The organism is Pauljensenia sp. 20925_1_25, from assembly GCF_041433955.1.
Taxonomy (GTDB): Bacteria; Actinomycetota; Actinomycetes; order Actinomycetales; family Actinomycetaceae; genus Pauljensenia.
The window spans coordinates 52,414-69,126 of sequence record NZ_JAPWCL010000014.1 but is presented as its reverse complement, the minus strand read 5'-3'; the positions used below and the strand labels follow the sequence as shown (position 1 = coordinate 69,126).

13 protein-coding genes, 1 pseudogene and 1 riboswitch are annotated in these 16,713 nt (G+C 64.6%); of the genes and pseudogenes, 3 read left to right on the top strand and 11 right to left on the bottom strand.

The window, feature by feature from the left end; translation table 11 throughout:
• From O3932_RS07375 to O3932_RS07360, 4 genes and pseudogenes are all read right to left on the bottom strand, one after another.
• Window positions 1–194 (bottom strand): annotated as a pseudogene (locus tag O3932_RS07375) (nucleotidyl transferase AbiEii/AbiGii toxin family protein); the annotation flags it as partial.
• Window positions 195–196: 2 nt separating this feature from the next.
• The gene (locus O3932_RS07370) at window positions 197–790 is read right to left on the bottom strand and encodes an AbiEi antitoxin N-terminal domain-containing protein (protein WP_371537389.1); all 594 of its coding nucleotides are present in this window, start codon (window positions 788–790) and stop codon (window positions 197–199) included.
• A 237-nt stretch (window positions 791–1,027) separates the two neighbouring features.
• Entirely contained in the window at window positions 1,028–1,897 is an 870-nt protein-coding gene (locus tag O3932_RS07365; RefSeq protein WP_371537386.1) for a DUF2262 domain-containing protein, read from the bottom strand.
• Window positions 1,898–2,054: 157 nt separating this feature from the next.
• Window positions 2,055–2,267, bottom strand: coding sequence for a type II toxin-antitoxin system Phd/YefM family antitoxin (locus O3932_RS07360; RefSeq protein WP_034505197.1), 213 nt, complete (start codon window positions 2,265–2,267; stop codon window positions 2,055–2,057).
• A gap of 149 nt (window positions 2,268–2,416) precedes the next feature.
• Between O3932_RS07360 and O3932_RS07355 the strand changes: the two genes are divergently transcribed.
• The 3 genes from O3932_RS07355 to O3932_RS07345 all read left to right on the top strand — a co-directional run bounded on the left by O3932_RS07355 (window position 2,417) and on the right by O3932_RS07345 (window position 4,734).
• A complete protein-coding gene (locus O3932_RS07355) occupies window positions 2,417–2,686 on the top strand; it encodes a type II toxin-antitoxin system RelB/DinJ family antitoxin (protein WP_371537383.1) in 270 nt (89 codons plus the stop codon).
• Window positions 2,598–3,014 carry a type II toxin-antitoxin system PemK/MazF family toxin gene (locus O3932_RS07350; RefSeq protein WP_371537380.1) on the top strand — a complete coding sequence of 139 codons (417 nt, stop codon included), beginning with the start codon at window positions 2,598–2,600 and terminating at the stop codon, window positions 3,012–3,014. Before O3932_RS07355 ends, O3932_RS07350 begins: the two co-directional genes overlap by 89 nt.
• A 388-nt stretch (window positions 3,015–3,402) precedes the next feature.
• Window positions 3,403–4,734 (top strand): ISL3 family transposase, encoded by a 1,332-nt coding sequence (locus O3932_RS07345; protein ID WP_371537377.1) that lies wholly within the window; start codon window positions 3,403–3,405, stop codon window positions 4,732–4,734.
• A 97-nt stretch (window positions 4,735–4,831) separates the two neighbouring features.
• Here the strand turns inward: O3932_RS07345 and guaA are convergent, their stop codons facing one another.
• From guaA to O3932_RS07310, 7 genes are all read right to left on the bottom strand, one after another.
• Window positions 4,832–6,388, bottom strand: coding sequence for a glutamine-hydrolyzing GMP synthase (gene guaA, locus O3932_RS07340; protein ID WP_347716410.1), 1,557 nt, complete (start codon window positions 6,386–6,388; stop codon window positions 4,832–4,834).
• 152 nt (window positions 6,389–6,540) lie between these two features.
• Window positions 6,541–7,125 (bottom strand): biotin transporter BioY, encoded by a 585-nt coding sequence (locus tag O3932_RS07335; RefSeq protein WP_009648516.1) that lies wholly within the window; start codon window positions 7,123–7,125, stop codon window positions 6,541–6,543.
• A 147-nt stretch (window positions 7,126–7,272) separates the two neighbouring features.
• The gene (purH, locus tag O3932_RS07330) at window positions 7,273–9,114 is read right to left on the bottom strand and encodes a bifunctional phosphoribosylaminoimidazolecarboxamide formyltransferase/IMP cyclohydrolase (protein ID WP_315295673.1); all 1,842 of its coding nucleotides are present in this window, start codon (window positions 9,112–9,114) and stop codon (window positions 7,273–7,275) included.
• Between the two features lie 24 nt (window positions 9,115–9,138).
• A riboswitch (ZMP/ZTP riboswitch) is annotated at window positions 9,139–9,223 on the bottom strand.
• Window positions 9,224–9,226: 3 nt separating this feature from the next.
• Window positions 9,227–10,732, bottom strand: coding sequence for a DUF6350 family protein (locus O3932_RS07325; RefSeq protein WP_371537394.1), 1,506 nt, complete (start codon window positions 10,730–10,732; stop codon window positions 9,227–9,229).
• Between the two features lie 127 nt (window positions 10,733–10,859).
• A complete protein-coding gene (sucD, locus tag O3932_RS07320; RefSeq protein WP_291448730.1) occupies window positions 10,860–11,780 on the bottom strand; it encodes a succinate--CoA ligase subunit alpha in 921 nt (306 codons plus the stop codon).
• A 27-nt stretch (window positions 11,781–11,807) separates the two neighbouring features.
• Window positions 11,808–12,995 (bottom strand): ADP-forming succinate--CoA ligase subunit beta, encoded by a 1,188-nt coding sequence (sucC, locus tag O3932_RS07315; RefSeq protein ID WP_314568992.1) that lies wholly within the window; start codon window positions 12,993–12,995, stop codon window positions 11,808–11,810.
• Between the two features lie 762 nt (window positions 12,996–13,757).
• Window positions 13,758–16,685 (bottom strand): UvrD-helicase domain-containing protein, encoded by a 2,928-nt coding sequence (locus tag O3932_RS07310; protein ID WP_371537373.1) that lies wholly within the window; start codon window positions 16,683–16,685, stop codon window positions 13,758–13,760.
• Window positions 16,686–16,713: the final 28 nt, after the last annotated feature.

The following is a 16,713-nucleotide window of genomic DNA, read 5'->3' as shown; positions in this document are numbered from 1 at the left end:
AGAGAGACACCAATCATCGAAGAAATCAGCAGGCCACCTTTGAGAATGAACTTATCAACATACGACGTTTTCTCGAGTCGAAGCAGCAAATGTTCAAATAGAAACATCTGCAGGACTTCTTGAGGGCGCAGCCCCTCTCTCTTCGCAATTGCTCGAATCTTTCCACACAGACTCGCATCGTTACGAATCGCCATGATTACAACACCTCCAGATACACCTGCAACTCACGACATACTCCAAGAGCTGAGCACATATCAGTCAACCCTTGCAGGTCCTTCTCCCCCCTCCGAAAGTACCCTCCGATAGCATCTTGCATAAGCTGAGCATCGACAGTTCCAGCCTTCCTTTCCCGAATCAGGTCGGCGATTGCGCGCTCAGCACCATAACTCCTCACTGCGTTACCGGAAGGCGTTACAAGGCACGTTACGCCAAGTTCGTACAGGTCAGGCCGCACCCAATGAACCTGAATACCCGGAAATTCCTGAGCCATCTTCACAGAGTTATATCCCCGCGGCACTGTCACGGACTGTGCGACAGGCAGACGATCCGACAATCCATTGAGATACAGGGCGCTAGCATGGGAGAAAATACTCTTTTTCCACCGGGCACTAATCACAAGAAAGTCATCGTCAAAGACATCTGGAGTGCAGTAAACTCCTCGCGTGAGCCGCTCAATGCGACCGCCCTCACTAGCATGCGCAATGAGTCCAGCCGAGAATCCTGCAGATTTCAGCTGAGAAGAAGAGGCAACACCACCCACGAGCGCAACGAAGTCGACGAGTTCATCCACCCTCACGGAGACCACCCCTTTACAGACGTTTACACATCACATTATCACGATTGATGTATATACGTCTGCTTTGACTCGAGTCAACTCTCCTCATCAGAGAACAGCCTCGACCCGGTCCAACGAAACGAGAACAAAGCCGAGACTTACAAACACGGGAACTGATGCGTCGGCGCCGACCAGAGAAGGTTCGGCGCATACACGCCCACGAATCATCACCTCACCTCCAGCAGCCAGTACTCACCCCTCCATATTCGCCGCGGTCACCCCGTCCGCCAGGGTTCCGTAGGCCGTGACGCAGTGCCCGAAGAACATGTCGTCATCATCGAAGTATGCAGAAAATGAACCTTCGGCGTCCATCACGATGCTGCGCAGCTCGATCCGGGAAGCGAAGCTCTCTTCCGTAATCTCCGGTACATCCTCGTCGGCAGAGTCGCGCCATTCGCATGCAAGTTCGGTCAGCTCACGCGCAGCGAACGCCCGCATGTCACGGTCCCACCGCTCCTGGTCCGCCAGCATCGTCTTCATCAATTGCACGGCTTGTTCCCAGGTTTTCTCGCAGCCCGAATCGACCTCCAGAGATACAGAGATCCGTTCTCCTCGCCACGAGACATCCCCATCGAACAGGTCCAAATCCTTGTTCAGAGTGAGTTCTCCCAGCACCTCATCGCTCAGAACAACCGGCCTGAGGTACTCCGCCAGGACCTCCTCCAGCTCCGGGCACGCAGCATCCTCCTCGAGGATTTCCACGATGAGGAACTGGTTGCGCCAGGAGGCGGTCATACCCTCGGGCATTTCTTCAGACTTCTTCTTGCGCGCCTTCACGCGATAAATGACCTGCTCAGGAAAGCGACCTAACACGTTACCCGCAGCATATTGCTCGTCACTCAAAGGGTAGACCAAGCGGCCTTGACTCACGTGCAGGGCACCAGTCGCACAGTCAACATACGCCAAGAAGTAGTGCGAGACGTCCCAGAATCCGTTCCTCTTGCCGGCACCTGCACCACCAGCGAGCAGAACAAGAATTTCCCGAGCGTCCTCCTCGAAGGTACATTCCCATTCCTCCTGCGTGATGGTGTCCTGCGAGCGCATGTATTCGAGCAGATCCACGTGCCATCCTCCTTGATCCAGGGCTGCCGCTTCGCTACGACAAACCCTACTCGACGCGAGGCTTCACGACTGACTCGGAGGCGGCCTACCCCAGCCTCGTCCTATGAATCGGAGACACAGCTAACGCGAACCTCGTCCCAGGAAAACGAGAAAGCCTTCACTTCGCAAGCCCTTCAAACACGTCCGCGTAGGCATCCATGAAGTCAACAGCGACATCGACGGCGCTCTCAGACTGCTGCGCAGGCTGAATGACGACCCAAGGCCTGTTGTTCTTGAGGATCGTGACAGGCTTCCCCGTCCTGTTCACCTCTGCCGTCACCCGCGAAAAGTTATTCTTCGCCTCAGCGAGTCCCATAGTTAGTGTCGACATGCTGCTCCTATCATCCTTAGCCATAATTATGGCCAGAATCTGGCCTCAGATCAAGGGGACAACTATCTACCACTACGCCATACCACCCCAGACTGGCCCCATTTCAACACCAATCAGGGACTATAATGCAGGTAGCGAAAGGAGCGACAATGCCGACGATGACCCGCACCGCCGAGGTGAAGACCCGCACGACCGCACAGATCAAGGCCGACGCCGCAGCCGTCTACGCACGCTGGGGAATTAGCCTGTCGGATGCGATCAACATCTTCCTCGCCAAGTCGATTGAGGTTGGCGGACTCCCCTTCGACATGCGCCCCGAGACTCCCACGTTTGACGGACTCGAGCGCTACGCCTATCGCCCCACCCTGGACGCAAACGGGGTCGCGCAACTCCCGGGAGACTGGGATAACGGCGAGTGAGGCAGCGCCCGCTCCATGGGAGATCTGGCGCGCACGCTTTAACTTCGACGACCGTGGCTACAAGTTTCGCCGGGTCCTCGTTCTCGCCTGTTCACCCGATGGCCTCTTGGCGGCGATGATCACCAGCGCCTCGAACAAGCTCTCGCTTCCACTCGATACTCCCCTCGACGATTGGCAAGAGGCTGGGCTCTCGAAACCATCTCTCGTACGGGTAGACCGAATAGCCCTCTTACCACCGACCTACCTTGGCACCGCAGGCAGGATCGGAAGACTATCTCCGCGCGACGCGCACCGAGTCAGCCAGGCACTCTCCACACTCACCCGATAACGAAACGCCGGCCTCGTCCCACAAATCAGGGACGAGGCCTGATCTTGGAGTCTGCGCGCTCAACTGAAGGAGAGCGTCACTCCCACTCGATCGTTGCGGACGTGCACGGCCTGCTGTTGCGTGTCATATCGTCCGCAAGGTGCTACCTTGTGCCATATCGTCCAAATCAAATCCGAATCAAAGGTTGATTCGAAAAGGCGGGGAGCAGTTGCATAATTGCCCGATTCTAGACATTATGCGCGCTACGACTCCAGGATTTACACTTGGGAATAGTGGCTCTTCCGAGTTGAGTGTGGGTGACCGGGTGTTGGTCGGGGGTTGCGGGTAGAGGTCGAGGTCCTTGATGATGAGCGGACTTCTACCCCCGCGATCTTCAAGGACCTCGACAATGTCTCACCCTACCTGCTGCTGCTGCTGTGCGTCGCTTGATCGTTGTGATCGGTGTGATCTGCTCGTCGGTTTGGAGGGCTTCCATCTGATGAGCGTGGCTCGCACCCCAGATGCTCTGGTACTTGATGTTGAGTCGTGCAACCAGCTGGTTGGCTGCCCGGGTTGTGGGGTGATCGCTCAAGGCCACGGGCGTGTGGTGGTGGAGGTGATCGACGCGCCCTGGGCCGGGGTCCCGGCGCGGATCCGGTGGTTTAAGCGACGGTGGATATGCCGCGAAACCACCTGCCAGACGGTGACATTCCTGGAGCACAGTGAGAAGGTGTGCGCACCCCGGGCGCGTTTGGGTGTGCGGGCGATCCGCTGGGCGATCCGACAGCTGCGCTTCGAAGGGGCCACCATCGCTGGCCTGGCCCGACAACTGGCAACCACGTGGAATACCGTGTGGTCCCATATCAAGCCGTGTCTGCAAGCCGCATCTGATGACCCCGCCCGCTTCGCAGGCGTGCAGGTGCTGGGGGTTGATGAGCATGTGTGGCATCACCAGGACCGACGCCGACGAGGGCCCCGTGAGCTCACCGGCATCGTGGACCTGACACGCGGGGAGGATCATCCCACGGCAAGGTTGTTGGACCTGGTCCCAGGAAGGTCTGGCACTGTGTACAAGAACTGGCTAGAAGAGCGCGGCGAACAGTTTCGCTCCGGTATCCAGATCGCGACACTGGATCCCTTCCAGGGATACAAGAACGCCATCGACGATCAACTCCAAGACGCCACCAGCGTCCTCGATGCCTTCCATATTGTCAAGCTCGCTGGCGATGCTCTCGATGAGGTGCGTCGCCGCGTCCAGCAAGACACGACCGGTCACCGCGGGCGCAAGGGTGATCCCCTCTATCAGATCCGGCTTCTTTTGCGCGCCTCGCGTGATCGGCTCACGAAGCGTCAAAAGGAACGCCTCCGTGAGGCCTTCGTGGCAGATGAGGCGCATATCAGTGTTGAAGTCGCCTACCTGCTCACCCAGCAAGTGCGCGAGGTCTTCCATCAAGACACACCCGCCCAAGGCCAACGCCTGGCCGCTCGTCTCATCGAGAGCCTACCAGCCTGTCCCATCCCCGAGATCGCTCGCCTGGGGCGGACCCTACGCAAGTGGAAGGACGCATTCTTAGCCTACTTCGATACCGGCGGAGCCAGCAACGGGCCCACCGAAGCCATCAACGGAATCATCGAACTAGGCAGACGCACCGCCAGAGGCTACCGCAACCCCACCAACTACCAACTCCGAATGCTCCTCATCGCAGGAGGCCTAGACGCCTCCACCCACACTCAACTCTGAAGAGCCCCATTTTGATACACAAACAGGCACCGGCCTCGTCCCACGATTCAGGGACGAGGCCGGGGCATCAGTCTGCGCGCTCAGCTCTAGATGAGCGTCACTCCCACTCGATGGTGGCCGGGGGCTTGGAGGTCACGTCGAGGACGACGCGGTTGACCTCGGGCACCGAGTTGGTGATGCGCGTGGAGATGCGGGCCAGGACGTCGTAGGGCAGGCGCGTCCAGTCGGCCGTCATCGCATCCTCGGAGGACACGGGACGCAGCACGATCGGGTGACCGTAGGTGCGGCCATCCCCCTGGACGCCCACGGAACGCACGTCGGCGAGCAGGACGACCGGGCACTGCCAGATCTCCTGATCCAGGTCGGCAGCCGTAAGCTCCTCGCGGGCGATCAGGTCTGCGGCACGCAGGATATCCAGGCGCTCGCGCGTGACCTCGCCGATGATGCGAATGCCGAGGCCGGGGCCCGGGAAGGGCTGACGGTTCACCAGGTAGTCGGGCAGGCCCAGCTCGCGACCGACCGCGCGCACCTCATCCTTGAAGAGAGTGCGCAGGGGCTCGACCAGCTCGAAGGTCATGTCCTCGGGCAGGCCGCCCACGTTGTGGTGGCTCTTGATGTTGGCCGCGCCCTCGCCGCCACCGGACTCGACGACATCGGGGTACAGGGTGCCCTGGACGAGGAACTTCACCTCGCCGCCAGCGGCACCAACCTCTTCGATGACCTGCTTCTGAGCGGCCTCGAAGGAGCGGATGAACTCGCGGCCGATGATCTTACGCTTCGCCTCAGGCTCGGTGACGCCGGCCAGGGCGGACAGGAAGCGCTCGGACTCGTCACACGTGATGACGCGGATGCCCATGCCGCGTGCGTAGTCATTCTCCACCTGCTCGCGCTCGCCCGCGCGCAGCAGGCCGTGATCGATGAAGAAGCAGGTCAGCTGGTCGCCGACAGCCTTGTGCACGAGCGCCGCGGCCACGGAGGAGTCCACGCCACCGGACAGGGCGCAGATGACCTGCGCGTCGCCAACCTGCTCGCGGATCTTCTCAACCTGCTCGTCCACGATGGACCCGGCGGTCCACGTGGGCTTGATCCCCGCACCCTCGTAGAGGAAGTTCTTCAGCGCGTCCTGACCGAACTGGGAGTGGCCCACCTCGGGGTGCCACTGCAGGCCGTACAGGCGACGCTCGCGCGACTCGAAGGCCGCGACAGGGGTCTCGGTCGTAGACGCGGTGACGGTGAAGCCCTCGGGCGCGCCCTGGACGGCGTCGCCGTGGCTCATCCACACGATCTGGTCCTCGGGGGTGCCGCCGAACAGGCAGGAACCCGCAGAAACCGTGGCCTCGGTGTGCCCGTACTCGCGGGTGCCCGTGCGACCCACGGTGCCGCCGAGCGCGTGGGCCATGGTCTGGAAACCGTAGCAGATCCCCAGGACCGGCACCCCGGCCTCGAAAATCGCGGGATCGACAGACGGTGCGCCCTCCTCGTACACGGAGGACGGGCCGCCGGACAGGATGATGGCGGCGGGTTCCTTGGCGAGCATGTCCGCCACGCTCATGGTGTGAGGGACAATCTCGGAGTAGACGTTGGCCTCGCGCACGCGGCGCGCGATCAACTGGGCATACTGCGCGCCGAAGTCGACGACGAGGACGGGATGCATGTCAGTAGCGTTCACCTTTCTAATGCTACCCGCGCATACCCTGCACCGTCGCGCACCATAGCGCATGTCACCGCCTATCGTCAGCGCAAATAGGAGCGGCCCCGCCCCGGGTGGGGACGAGGCCGACTCGCGCGACGCTCAAAGGTGCCGTATCAGCGGAAAATAGAACGCAGCACGGGGAAGAGACCGGTGGCGACGGCAGCCTTGACAAGGTCGCCGATGATGAAGGGAACGAAGCCCTTGGCCAGCCCCTGCGCAAACGTCATGTGGGTGAAGGGGATCATCCAGGCCAGGCCCAGGATGTACACAGAGAAGAGGGACACAAGCGCGGCCGGTGCCATCGTGAGCACGCGGCGGTCCGCACCGCGCTGGGCGGCCAGACCCGCGATTGCGACGGCGAGGAAGTAGCCGAGGATGTAGCCGAAGGAAGCGAAGGCCCATCCGACGTTCGTACCGGTGAAGACCGGAGCGCCCGCGATACCGAGGAGGGCGTACGCGCCAACGGAGACGAGGCCTCGGCGCGCCCCCAGGGTCGTACCCACAGACAGGGCACCGAGCGTACCGAGCGAGACGGGCACAGGCGTGAAGGGCAGCGGGACCGAGATGCGGGCCAGGACGATCATGGCGAGCGTGCCAGCGGCGATCAGAGCAATCTCGCGGACGAGCGTGCCGCCAAGACGGTCGGCGAGAACGCGGTTCTCGCGCACAGCGACGGGGGAAGCGGTCAGGGTGGTCATACGACACCTTTCAACAGGGCCAACGGCCTTTCATTCAATAATTGAACGATATGCTGTGTGGCACTCCCTGTCAAGCACACCCGAGCACATCACAAGGGGCGAGCACCACACCGGCGCTCGCCCCCCCAAGACCCACAAACGGGACAATCAGTGCGCGAAGTGACGCGTGCCCGTCAGGTACATCGTGATGCCCGCAGCGTTCGCCGCGTCAATCGACTCCTGGTCGCGCACGGAGCCACCGGGCTGAACGACGGCCTTCACGCCCGCGTCGATGAGCACCTGCAGGCCATCGGCGAAGGGGAAGAACGCATCCGACGCGGCGACCGCACCAATGGAACGCTGCTCCGGCGCCTCGGCCACGACCTCGGACGCGCGAGCGCCGCCCGCGCTGTCCACGTTGGAAGCCGCCGCGTCACCCGTCGAGCGCGAACCCAGCGTATTCGCGCGCTCAACCGCCAGCTTGCACGAGTCCACGCGGTTCACCTGGCCCATACCCACGCCCACAGACGCACCATCCTTGACCAGCAGAATCGCGTTCGAGCGCACCGCACGCACCGTGCGCCACGCGAACTCCAGGTCCGCCAACGTCGCCTCGTCGGCAGGAGCGCCGGCCGCGAGCGTCCAGTTCTCCGGGGAATCACCGGGCGCGTCAATATCGTCGCGCTCCTGGACCAGCAGGCCACCGCTGATCTGCTTGAACTCATACGAACCGCGAGCCGGGGGCTCGACCTGCAGGACGCGCAGGTTCTTCTTCGCAGAGAGCACCTCGAGCGCACCCTCCTCGTAATCGGGGGCCAGCACAACCTCGGTGAAGATCGGGACGATCTGGCGGGCCAGCTCCACGGTCACCGGTCGGTTCACGGCGATCACGCCGCCGAACGCCGACACGGGATCGCAGGCGTGCGCCAGGCGGTGCGCCTCGGCCACATCGTCGGCCACCGCGATGCCGCAGGGGTTCGCATGCTTGATGATCGCCACGCAGGGGCGCTCGTGATCGTAGGCGGCGCGCAGCGCGGCGTCGCCGTCCGTGTAGTTGTTGAAGCTCATGGCCTTGCCGTGCAGCTGGCGCGCGTTCGCGATGCCCGGGGCCAAGGCCTCCTCGTCGAAGGATTCATCCTCGAAGGCCTCGTCGATCTCGCGGTACACGGCCGCACCCTGGTGCGGGTTCTCGCCGTAGCGCAGCGACTCCACGCGCTCGAACGCGTCAGCGACGAACACGGGCATACCCGCGGCCTGCCCCTCCTCCTCGGCGACCTCCACCACGTAGTCCTCGCCCGCCTCGTAGCCCAGCGACTCCAGGAACGCCGCATCCGAGGCGTCCAGGTGTGCTTCTGCGGCGTCATCCAGCGTCTCACGCACGTCCTCAAGACCCAGCTCGTCGGCAAACCAGCCGGCAATCGCCAGATCATAGGTCGCCGTGTGGGCGAAAGCCTCGGCGGCCAGCACGCGGCGCTGCTCGAGGGTGAAGCCCTCCCCCGCCACGGCCTCGGCGACCTCCGCGTAACGCTCCGGAGAAGTCACGACCGCGACCGACGGATGATTCTTCGCGGCGGCGCGCACCATCGAAGGGCCGCCGATATCGATCTGCTCAACGCACTCGTCAAAGGATGCGCCCGATGCAACCGTGTCCTGGAAGGGGTACAGGTTACACACGACCAGGTCGAACGCCCGAATGCCCAACTGCGCGATCTGCTCGCGGTGCGCAGCCTTACGCTGGTCGGCCAGGATGCCGGAATGAATGAAGGGATGCAGGGTCTTCACGCGCCCCTCAAGCACCTCGGGGAAGCCGGTCACGTCGTCAACCGGGGTAACAGCCACACCCGCGGCCGCGATGCGAGCAGCCGTCGAGCCAGTGGAGACGATCTCCACACCGGCCTCGCCCAGCGCGCGCGCAAGGTCCTCCAGGCCCGTCTTGTCATACACGGAAATCAGGGCCCGCTTAATGGGGCGCACGTCGATGGGTTCCAGGTTGTCCAGGGAGACGGACATAGTTCCTCCAGGTTAAGAGCCAAACCCAGGCGCCCAGGCGGGCGACGCCTCGCGGGACATGCAGCCGCTCCCCGGTGGTGATCCACCCTCGCCAGTCGCGGCACCTCCCAGTCTAGTTCAGGCCCTCACCCTTCGTCCCCTTCGCCTCGGGGTCATCCGTGTCACCCTCGTCATCCTTGTCAGCGGGCTCAGCCCACGCCACGCGCTTCTGACGCCTGACCCGCCGCTTCGCCGCCTTCACCGACTCAGCCCACGCCGCACGGTTCCTCCACGCGGCCCGCGGCTTGTCGGGCTGAACGGCCTCAGCGGACTCAGCCCACGGCTCACCGACCTCCGTCGCGTCCGCCGACCCCGCGTCATCCCCGCGCTCAGCCCAGGCCTCGTCCCCCTCGATCAACGAGGCCGTGGCCGCCTCACGCGACAAACGCTCAGCGTGGCGGCGGCGCAGGGCCTCACCCTCGGAGCGCACGCGGCCCGCACTCTGCCCCACCAAAGCCAGCGTCGTCGGATGCGTGACAAGCGGCACGAGCATCGCCGGCAGCGCAATCTCCACGAACAAATACAACGTCGACCGCCCCACAAGCGGCCCCATGAACGCCAAGCGTACCGACCCCATGCTCATCGTCGCGCTCCACATCCACAGCGCAACAATCGAAACAAACACAACCGAGGCCAGGACACCCTGTGCGCTCTGATGCAACAGGTGAGAACGCCGATACACGCGCGCCGAAGCAACGCCACAAGCAATACCCAACACGACCGGCACAAAAACCACCCAGCTGCCGGGAGCCGTCTCCGGGACCGTCCCCAGCAGCGGAATCGGCGGAATCGGCCCCGCATCCACGACCGTCGGCGAATGCAACGAATCCGTCGCCGTCATGAAACCCGCGCCCGACCACCAGGCCGCCGCCCAGGCCATCGCCGTGGGGGCAAACAGCGCCTGCGCGCCCACAATAAACATCGTATCCACCAGCGACGAGGCACCGAGCAGCTCCTGGATGCCACTCGCACGACCCCAGCCCGCCACCAGCGCGACCACCGCCGCAGCGGCAGCCGCGACCACCGTCACCAGACTCACGAGGCCACCCATCTTGAAGCCACCAGAAATCCAATGCTGCATCGACGGAGCCTCAGAATCACGCGAATAACTGGACACCACGAACCAACCCGACCCAATGAGAGGAATCAGAACCGCGCCGACCGTGCCCGTCCACCACTGCGAATGAACCCCCGACGTACCCGCCAGAAACCACGCGGTCAGGAGGAACCCGGGCACCGCAAACAGCGCCGACGACCGCGGAAACCCCGTCGTCGTACGCAACAAAAGCCGCACAAGGAGGATCAACAGCGCACCAAAAAGCGTCGGAATCACACGGTAAGACACTCCCCCGTCCACCGACGTACCCCCCAGGGTCGCCACCCACAGGTCACCGCCCAACGCCAGCGCATCACGCGGCAACGTGTCACTCATCCACGTGTTCGAGCGCAGCGACAGGTAGACGACCATCGTGGTCACGGTCGTAATCGCCCACCCCGCGAAGGCCGCCTCCACGCCCGCAACGAGGCCACGCGCCCATCCCTTCGGGACCCTGACGCGAATGGTCGCTCGACCCGCCACATACGTGGTCGTCGTCCGTCGGGTGATCGGTACTTCTCTGATGCGCTCACTCACAGGCCAATGGTGACAGAATCGGCCCGGGGCCGCGACGCTGCGCGCCGACCCCGGGCCGATTCAAGCTGTGACGTTATCGCGAGAGGATCTCACGAGCGATCTGCGCCGTCTGCGAAGGGGTGCGACCCACGCGCACCCCCACGGCCTCGAGCGCCTCCGCCTTCGCCGCGGCCGTGCCGGACGAACCGGAGACAATCGCGCCCGCGTGGCCCATCGTCTTGCCCTCGGGGGCGGTGAAGCCAGCAATGTAAGCAACGACGGGCTTCGTCATGTTCTCCTGAATCCACGCGGCCGCGCGCTCCTCGGCGTCGCCGCCGATCTCACCGATCATGATGACGAGATCCGTATCGGGGTCCGCCTCGAAAGCAGCCAGCGCGTCAATGTGGGTGGTGCCCACGACCGGGTCGCCGCCAATACCCAGGCACGTCGTGAAGCCAAAGTCGCGCAGCTCGTACATGAGCTGGTAGGTCAGCGTGCCGGACTTCGAGACGAGGCCGAGTCGGCCCGGACCCGTGATGTCCGCCGGAGTAATGCCCAGGTTCGCCTGCGCGGGCGAGATGATGCCGGGGCAGTTCGGGCCGATCAAACGCACGCCCGCCTCGAGCGCACGCTCAACGACGATCGTGGAATCCTGGACGGGGATGCCCTCGGTGATGAGAACAATCGTCTCAATACCCGCCTCGATGGCCTCCAGGGCAGCGCCCTTCGCGAAGGCCGGGGGGACGAAGATGACGGAGGCGTTCGCGCCAGTGGCCTCGCGGGCCTCGGCGACCGTGCCGAAGACGGGGATCTCGACCTGGCCGTCGGTAACCTTGTCCGCGCCCGGGCCGTAGCCCTGCACGTCGAAAGTAACAGTCGTGCCGGCCTTGCGCGGGTTCGTACCGCCCACGATGGCCGTGCCGGCGCTGAGCATACGCTGGGTGTGCTTGCGGCCCTCGGCGCCGGTCATGCCCTGGACGATGACCCGGGTGTCAGAGTTGACGAAAATAGTCATGGGTGTTCTCCTGCGGTTCTCGGGTCGTTACTTCGACGGCTCCTGGGCTGCGAGCTCGGCTGCGCGCCGGGCCGCCCCATCCATCGTTTCTTCCATGTGGACGAGCGGGTGCGCAGCCTGCTCGAGGATCGCGCGGCCCTCCTCGACCTTGTTGCCATCAAGGCGCACGACCAACGGCTTGGAGGCCGCATCCCCCAACGTCTCGAGCGCGCCGATGATGCCGCGAGCGACCTGGTCGCAGGCGGTGATGCCGCCGAAAACGTTGACGAACACGGAACGAACCTGCTCATCGCCGAGGATGATATCCAGGCCCTTAGCCATGACCTCAGCCGAGGCACCGCCGCCGATGTCCAGGAAGTTCGCGGGCTTCATGCCACCAAACTCCTCGCCGGCCATCGCGACCACGTCGAGCGTCGACATGACGAGGCCCGCGCCGTTACCGATCACACCAACTTGGCCTTCCAGGCGCACGTAGTTGAGTCCCGCTGCCTTCGCGGCGGCCTCGCGCGGATCCTGCGTCGCCACGTCCACCAGCTCGGCGTGGCCAGGGTGGCGGAAGCGCGCGTTGTCGTCAAGGGTCACCTTGCCGTCGACAGCCCACACGGAGCCGTCGGGGCTGGAGACCAGCGGGTTGACCTCAACCAGGGTCGCGTCCTCATCGCGGTAGACGGTCCACAGGGTCTCGAGGACCGGGGCGATGGCCTGCGCCGTGGCCTCGTCGAAACCCGCTTCCGTGGCGATACGGCGGGCGACCTCGGCGTCGATGCCGACGACCGGGTCGAGAGGCACGCGAGCCAGGGCCTCGGGGCGTTCCTTCGCGAGGGTCTCGATGTCCATGCCGCCCTCACGCGAGCACATCGCCAGGTGGCGGCGGTTCGAACGGTCCAGCAGGATCGAGAAGTAGTATTCGGCGGCGATGTCCGCGCCAACCGCAATCATGACCTTCTTAACGATGTGGCCCTTAATGTCGAGGCCGAGGATCGCCTCAGCCTTCTCGTAGGCCTCGTCGGCGGTGTGAGCGAGCTTGACGCCACCAGCTTTGCCGCGGCCACCCGTCTTCACCTGAGCCTTGACAACCAGCAGGGAGGCACCCTCCGCCAGCAGCTCGCGCGCACCCTCACGCGCCTCCTCGGGGGTCGACGCCAGGCGGTAGTCAAGCACGGGCACCCCGTGCTCCTTGAACATCTGCCTAGCCTGGTACTCGTAAAGATCCACCTTATTCCCTCCGTTGAACGTGGTGTGGTCAGCGCAATAATTCTAACGTGGGACCGGTGAGAATGCCCTCGTTCCCGCACATTATCAAGGCTTGTTGCAGCCTTGACCCGGGCACTCTCTTCCTTTGACGTTGCTTTGCGTTGCGAGGTGGGCTGTTGGCGTCGTTGGGGCGGACAGTTTGTGGTGCCCCGACCACCTGACATTTCTCAATGCAGCATGACAGCACGCACCGCGAGTCCTTTGGCGGCGGTCAAGCATGGATGTCGTTCCCGTATACACATGGCTCAATTCGTGACGAATCGACACACTTCATTGCACACGTTAACCCGACAAGTGGCGGCCTAGGCTCCTTCATGCGCACGTTAACCCGCTAACCTGCACGTGGGTCCTCTAATCCACACGTTAACCAGCTAATGCGAGCATGGGCAGCCCAGCCCACACTCCAATGAGCGGGTTTACGTGCGATATAGAGGGTTAGCGCTCAGAACAGAGGGCTTGTGTGCGAACAACACACCATGGCCGACACAGTTTTGCCCAAAACGCAGACCACCTCGCCCATAACAGCCCGTTTTCAGCGTTTTTCGCCGAGGTGGTCTGCACTTTGGGCACGACACCACCTCGAACTGCGATCTCACCGTCACCAAACGGGGGATTTTCGCGATACGAGGATCCGACACACCGAGCGAAGCTCGCAGCGCGGACGGCTCACGGGCGGGCCGCCATCCACGGGCACACCAAGCAGCCCAACCCCGAGGGGAAACCCTAGGAAATCTTTTCCATCGGGGCCATGCGCACGAGGAGGCGCTTCTCGCCCACGCCGAAGCGGATGCGAGCCACGGTGCGTGGCCCTTCCCCTTCGACGCCGGTCACGGTGCCGACCCCCAGGGTCGCGTGCTTGATGCGGTCCCCGACCTTGAGCGAGAGCACCGGCTTGTCGTCGGCCGACTTAGCGGCGGAGGCGACGCCCATGCGGGTCACCTTGCGCACGCCGGACGGCTGGGCGGCCGCGCCCCGGCGCCCCGACCCGAAGGCGCCCGTGTCGGTATCGCCCCACGGGTCGCGCCCATCGGATCCGCGCGAGCGCCCGTGGGAACCTGAGCCGTACGACCCGGACCCGTAGGATCCGCCGTAGGAGGCACGCATGCGCTCCCCCGAGGTGGCGGCGCGGCGCACGTCGAGCAGCTCAGCGGGGATATCGTCGAGGAATCGCGACGGCGGCATCTCCTGCGGAGTCCCCCAGGCGCTACGCACGGCCGCGCGCGTCAGGTAGAGGCGTTCGCGCGCACGCGTGATGGCCACGTACGCCAGGCGGCGTTCCTCCTCCAGCTCGCTCTCGTCCCCGAGGCTGCGCTGGTGCGGGAAGGTGCCGTCCTCCATGCCGGTAACGAACACGACCGGAAATTCGAGGCCCTTGGCGGTATGCACGGTCATAAGGGTGACTTGCCCGCCGCGCTCGTCCTCCGCGGGCACCTGGTCCGAGTCGGCGACGAGAGCGACGCGCTCGAGGAAGTCCGCGAGGGTGCCGCCGGGCGCGTCGGCCGCGAAGGCACCCGCGACCGAGTGCAGTTCCGCCAGGTTTTCGACGCGCGAGGCGTCCTGCGGATCGTCGCTGCGGCGCAGCTCCGCGAGGTAGCCCGTGCGGTCGAGGACCTCTTCGAGGATGTCGGCCTGGGAAGCGCCGCGGGATTCAGCAACGCGCAGCGTCTCGATGAGTCCCCAGAAAGCGGCCGCCGACTTCGCAGCGCGCGAGGTGATGCCCACGACCTCGGGCACACTCGCGGGATCGGGCACGCTCGCGGGATCGGGCACGCTCGCGGGATCAGGGGTGCGAGCGGGATCAGGGGTGCGAGCGGGATCAGGGGTGCGAGCAGGATCCGCAGCTCCGGTTGCCTCCGGCGTCGTCCGGGACGAGGCCGGGGCCGCAGCCGCGCTCTCATCCTCAGCGGCGCTTGCCGCTGGGTTCTCCCCCGCCCCCTGAGCGGAGGACGTGGGAGCCGAAGACCCGGCTGAGGCCTCGTCCGGGGACATGGAACGAGCGAGCGCGTCGACGTCGATCCCCTCGCCCTCACCGGCGGGGCACCCGGCGCGCAGCCACAGGTGGCGCAGGGCCGCACCAAACGAGATGCCATAGCGGGCGGCGTGCGCGGCGATGGCTTCTTCGGCCTTGGCGCCGATGCCGCGCTTAGGGACGTTGAGAATGCGGCGGGCGGCGACCGTGTCGTCGGGGTTGGAGATAACCTGCAGGTAGGCCAGCGCGTCCTTGATTTCGCGGCGCTCGTAGAAGCGGGTGCCGCCGACGACGCGATACGGGATACCTTGGCGCACGAGGAGTTCTTCGAGCGCGCGGGACTGGGCGTTCGTGCGGTAGAAGATCGCGATGTCGCCCCAGTCGGTGCCGGCCTCGGCCAGGCGATCAATCTCGCCGACGACGAAGCGGGCCTCGTCGTGCTCGGAGTCCGCGGCGTCCAGGGTGATGAGCGCGCCGTCGCCCGAGGCCGTCCACAGGTTTTTTGCGCGGCGCCCCGTGTTGCGGGCGATGACGGCGTTCGCGGCCGACAGGATGTTCTGCGTCGAGCGGTAGTTCTGCTCGAGCAGGATGGTGCGCGCGCCCGCGAAGTCGCGCTCGAACTCTTCGATGTTGCGGATCGTGGCCCCGCGGAAGGCGTAGATCGATTGGTCCGAGTCACCCACGACCGTCAGCTCCGCAGGCGTCACCCCATCGGATCCGTCGCCCACGAGGGCTCTCACGAGGACGTACTGGGCGTGGTTCGTGTCCTGGTACTCGTCGACCAGGATGTGACGGAAGCGCCGGTGATAGTGCTCGGCGATCAGCGGATTATCGCGCAGCAGCTCAACCGTGCGCATGATGAGGTCGTCGAAATCCAGCGCGTTCGAGGCGCGCATGCGCTTGTCGTACTCGACGTAGGCTGCCGCGACGATACGCGACACCGGGTCCTTGCCCGCCAGGTCCGCGTAGCGCGCCGGGCCGATCAGCTCGTTCTTCGCGTCCGAGATGCGCGCCGCCACCATCTTCGGGGTGAAGCGCTTAATGTCGACGTCCTGTGCCTTGAGGACCATCTGGATGAGGCGCTGAGAGTCCTGCGCGTCGTAGATCGTGAACGACGAGGACAGGCCCGCCGCCTCGTGTTCGTAGCGCAGCAGGCGCACGCACGCCGAGTGGAAGGTCGACACCCACATGCGCCGCGCGTCGTCCCCCACGAGGGAACCCGCCCGTTCGCGCATCTCGGCGGCTGCCTTGTTCGTGAACGTGATCGCGAGGATCTGCCCCGCCCGCGCTCGACCCGTGGCCAGCAGGTAGGCGATGCGGTGCGTGAGGACGCGCGTCTTGCCGGAACCCGCGCCCGCCAGGATCAGCAGCGGCGATCCCGCGTGCGTGACCGCCTCGCGCTGGCGATCATTCAGGCCGCGCGTGAGGGAATCGGGATCCACGCTGGGGTGCTGGGGCTGATTCCACGAGGACTCGAACGAGGCCTGGGCTGGCTCCCACGCGGAAGGCGCCCCCGACTCGCCGCCGGGCATAGCGATCTCGGGCCACCCGTCGTCGTAGTCGGCTCCCAGGGCGTCCTCCACGTCGAAGGCGGGAACCTCCGGCGGCACGTAGTCGTCCTGGAATCCCCCATCGGAGCCGATCAAGAAACCAAGGTCAGGCAAAGAAGTCGCATCACTCATCGCCTCCAAGCCTAAACCGCCCCACCCT

Coding starts and splice junctions, on each gene's coding strand:
- guaA (WP_347716410.1), bottom strand. CDS start 6,388: ATGCATCCCGTCCTCGTCGTCGACTTCGGCGCGCAGTATGCCCAGTTG.
- O3932_RS07345 (WP_371537377.1), top strand. CDS start 3,403: ATGTCTCACCCTACCTGCTGCTGCTGCTGTGCGTCGCTTGATCGTTGT.
- O3932_RS07310 (WP_371537373.1), bottom strand. CDS start 16,685: ATGAGTGATGCGACTTCTTTGCCTGACCTTGGTTTCTTGATCGGCTCC.
- sucD (WP_291448730.1), bottom strand. CDS start 11,780: ATGACTATTTTCGTCAACTCTGACACCCGGGTCATCGTCCAGGGCATG.
- purH (WP_315295673.1), bottom strand. CDS start 9,114: ATGTCCGTCTCCCTGGACAACCTGGAACCCATCGACGTGCGCCCCATT.
- O3932_RS07335 (WP_009648516.1), bottom strand. CDS start 7,125: ATGACCACCCTGACCGCTTCCCCCGTCGCTGTGCGCGAGAACCGCGTT.
- O3932_RS07360 (WP_034505197.1), bottom strand. CDS start 2,267: ATGTCGACACTAACTATGGGACTCGCTGAGGCGAAGAATAACTTTTCG.
- O3932_RS07355 (WP_371537383.1), top strand. CDS start 2,417: ATGCCGACGATGACCCGCACCGCCGAGGTGAAGACCCGCACGACCGCA.